This is a genomic window from Izhakiella australiensis, from assembly GCF_002006995.1.
GTDB lineage: Bacteria > Pseudomonadota > Gammaproteobacteria > Enterobacterales > Enterobacteriaceae > Izhakiella > Izhakiella australiensis.
Window position 1 is genome coordinate 1 of the sequence record NZ_MRUL01000050.1, and the last position, 3,073, is coordinate 3,073.

The window sequence follows — 3,073 nt, forward strand, 5'->3', positions numbered from 1 at the left end:
GAAGCGCCAGGGCCGGGATATGGCGCTGCTGTGTCCGTTCCATGAAGAGAAGACGCCGTCGTGCGTCATCAGCCCGGAGAAGAACCTGTATCACTGCTTCGGCTGCGGCGCGGCGGGGTCGGTCATCGACTGGATGATGCGCACGGAGGGCATCTCCCTGCCGGAGGCGGTGCGGCGGCTGCGGGCGTTCGCGGGACCGGTCACGGCGTATTCTTCAGCCGTCGCCGTTGCGGCGTCTCCCTCTTCTTCGCCGTCTGTACGCCGGACGCTGGCCGGTCGTCCTCCTGTCGGGATGCGGCCGGCGGTCAGCCGGACAGTAAAAAACACGCTTCAGCGCAGGCGGGACAAGGCTTACCGGCTGAACCGGTCGGGTCTGATGAACACACGGTAATCAGGAAGAAAAAGAAAACGCCGCCGCCGTCGCCTCCGTTATCGCAGCAGGCCTCTTCTTAGCCGCCTGAACTTACCCGCCACGCCACCGTCAGGGAGATGACATCATGGCCAACCGTAAACCCCGTTCAGACCGCCTGTTAACCGTGAATGACGTGTACCGCCAGCCGGTGGGGCCGGCCTCCGACCCGAAAAGCCTCTACGCGCTGCTGCTGCGGTTCGTCCGGTGGCGCAGGGAGCGCAACGGGTCGGAGACCACGCTGAAGGTGCAGACGCATCACAGTTACCGCTTTATCTGCTGGGCGACTGAACGGGGCGTGAACTATGCCGGGGAAGTGACGCGCCCGCAGCTGGAGAGTTACCAGCGTTATCTGTACCACTACCGCAAGACGAACGGCGAGCCGTTATCAACCCGGACACAGCGCACGGCGTTACAGCCGCTTCAGGTGTGGTTCCGCTGGATGGCGAAGCAGGGGCTTATCCTCGCCAATCCGGCGGCTGACCTGGAGCTGCCCCGGCCGGAGAAGCGGCTGCCGCGTACCATCCTCAGCGTTGAACAGGTGGAGGACATCCTGAGCCGGTGCGACCTCACCACGCGTCAGGGCGTGCGCGACCGCACGCTGCTGGAGCTGCTGTGGTCAGCCGGGATACGGCGCGGTGAGGCGGCGAACCTTGAGATATACAGCCCGGACTTCAGCCGTAAAACGCTGACCATCGTGCAGGGCAAGGGAAAGTGTGACCGTATCGTGCCGGTGGGTGCGCGGGCGCAGGGGTGGCTTCATCATTATCTGCATCGCGTGCGACCGGACGTGCTGGTTAACCCGACGTGTAAGGCGCTGTTCCTGGCAACGGACGGCGTGGCGGGACTGACCCCGGGCGGCATCACAATGGCGGTGGTGCCGTACCTGCGGGCGGCAGGGATAGAGAAAGGGAGCTGCCACCTGTTCCGGCACGCGATGGCGACGCAGATGCTGGAGAACGGGGCAGACCTGCGGTGGATACAGGCGATGCTGGGCCATGCGAGCGTCAAATCCACCCAAATCTACACCCATGTGAGCATCACCGCGCTTCAGGCGGTGCATGCCGGTACGCATCCGGCCGAGTAGCGGGAAAATAATGTGACGGACGTTGCCGATGAAGAATGACACGATATACTAACAGTTACTAACTGATAGTAATCCAGCCGGAGAAACCACCATGTCAACCAGCGTAGCCCTGAGTCCCTACTTCGAAGCGTTCATCCGCGAACAGATAGAAAGCGGGCGTTACAATAATACCAGTGAGGTCATCCGCGCCGGGCTTCGGGCGCTGGAAGAGCGGGAGCAACAGATGAAACTGGAATCGCTACAAAAAGCAGTTAACGCCGGGATAAATAGCGGGGAGAGCCGGAACGCGGAAGAGGTGTTCGGGCGCCTGTCACGCAAATACCAGCGCATGGCCGAAGGTAAAAAAACGAAATGAAACTGGGCATATCGCCACTGGCAGAGCAGGATATGGAAGCCATTGGCGACTATATCGCACAGGACAATCCGGTACGGGCAGTCAGCTTCACCGAAGAGCTTTACCAGCAGTGCCTGCTGATAGCAGAGTCACCGGTTATCTACAGGGAAAGACCGGAGCTGGGGCAAAGCGTCAGAAGTTGTGCCTATGGCCGCTATCTTATCCTGTTCAGGGTGCTTGATACTGAGGTGCGAATAGAAAGGTTGCTGCATGGTTCCCGGGATATTACCAGCCTGTTCGAGGAGGCAGGCAGTCCGAAGGGTTAGCGGAGCCGTCCGTGAGCGGGGTTATCCGTGCCCGGCCATTAACCATAATGCCGGATATTATGCGACGCTCGCCGGTCAGCAGCATAAATATCCCTGCGCAGCAGTCTGCGTCTCGTATCGCATAATATGCATTATGGCGCGCGCCCCCGCGTTCAGCGTCGGGGTGCAGGCCGCCATCCCTGGCGGCTTCAGCAACGGCATCGTCTGTGAGTCACCCCAATGGGGTTGTCGGCCTGACGGCCTCCGCTCAACGGCTTCATGCCCGCCCGCTGCGTCTGGCTGCACGGGGTCGCACGCCGCTTCGCTCTGTTGCTCCTTCCCCGTTCGCCAGCTTCCGCCACCCGCCCCGGCCCGTTGCGGTCATGCAGAGTCAACCGCCGGTCAGACAGTGGTGCCACGGCGGGCCGCGACGAAAAACGGGTAATGACAGCGGCGGCAGCGCTGGTAAACTGCGCGGGTGCAGGAGCAGCCCCACGACGGGGCGGTAGCGTGTCCGGCTGCAAAAAGCGCGTCGGGGCAAAATGTTGGTGTACCGGAAGTACATCCGCAAAAAAACCGCCGCAACCCACGGAAAGCACAGGGAAAATCGTTGTCCGCTGTCAGGCTTCACAACGGATAAAGTTGTTGTTGAGAATAATGCGCTGGCTCTGCCTTTACCGCCACCTGCGCTGCCCAATGGCAGCCAGAATCCACAGGATAAAGCACGTCAGGAAGCCAATAAGCAGATGGCCTCCGGGCTGGAGGGGGTTCTGAAGGATGTTGGCGATGCACTGGATAAGGCCACGCAATGTGATCTTACCCACCATTAGTGGACACGCGACTAAGTGAGTAAACTCTCAACCAGAGGTAGCTCACATGACAAAATCCGTATCAACCAGTAAGAACCCCCGTAAGCAGCATTCGCCTGAATTCCGCGA

At 60.7% G+C, this 3,073-nt stretch carries 4 protein-coding genes and 1 pseudogene; all 5 read left to right on the top strand.

Annotation, left to right across the window (positions count from 1 at the left end; translation table 11 throughout):
* Window positions 1-271, top strand: a pseudogene (locus tag BTJ39_RS24450) (CHC2 zinc finger domain-containing protein); the annotation flags it as partial.
* A gap of 226 nt (window positions 272-497) precedes the next feature.
* Window positions 498-1,496: a site-specific tyrosine recombinase XerC gene (gene xerC, locus BTJ39_RS24125; protein ID WP_078005190.1), complete on the top strand. Its 999-nt coding sequence runs from the start codon at window positions 498-500 to the stop codon at window positions 1,494-1,496.
* Between the two features lie 91 nt (window positions 1,497-1,587).
* Window positions 1,588-1,851 carry a type II toxin-antitoxin system ParD family antitoxin gene (locus BTJ39_RS24130; RefSeq protein WP_078005191.1) on the top strand — a complete coding sequence of 88 codons (264 nt, stop codon included), beginning with the start codon at window positions 1,588-1,590 and terminating at the stop codon, window positions 1,849-1,851.
* Window positions 1,848-2,156 carry a type II toxin-antitoxin system RelE/ParE family toxin gene (locus tag BTJ39_RS24135; RefSeq protein ID WP_078005192.1) on the top strand — a complete coding sequence of 103 codons (309 nt, stop codon included), beginning with the start codon at window positions 1,848-1,850 and terminating at the stop codon, window positions 2,154-2,156. The genes BTJ39_RS24130 and BTJ39_RS24135 overlap by 4 nt, the downstream gene beginning before the upstream one ends.
* A gap of 521 nt (window positions 2,157-2,677) precedes the next feature.
* On the top strand, window positions 2,678-2,965 hold the full coding sequence (locus tag BTJ39_RS24140; protein ID WP_078005193.1) for a hypothetical protein: 288 nt from the start codon (window positions 2,678-2,680) through the stop codon (window positions 2,963-2,965).
* Window positions 2,966-3,073 lie beyond the last annotated feature (108 nt).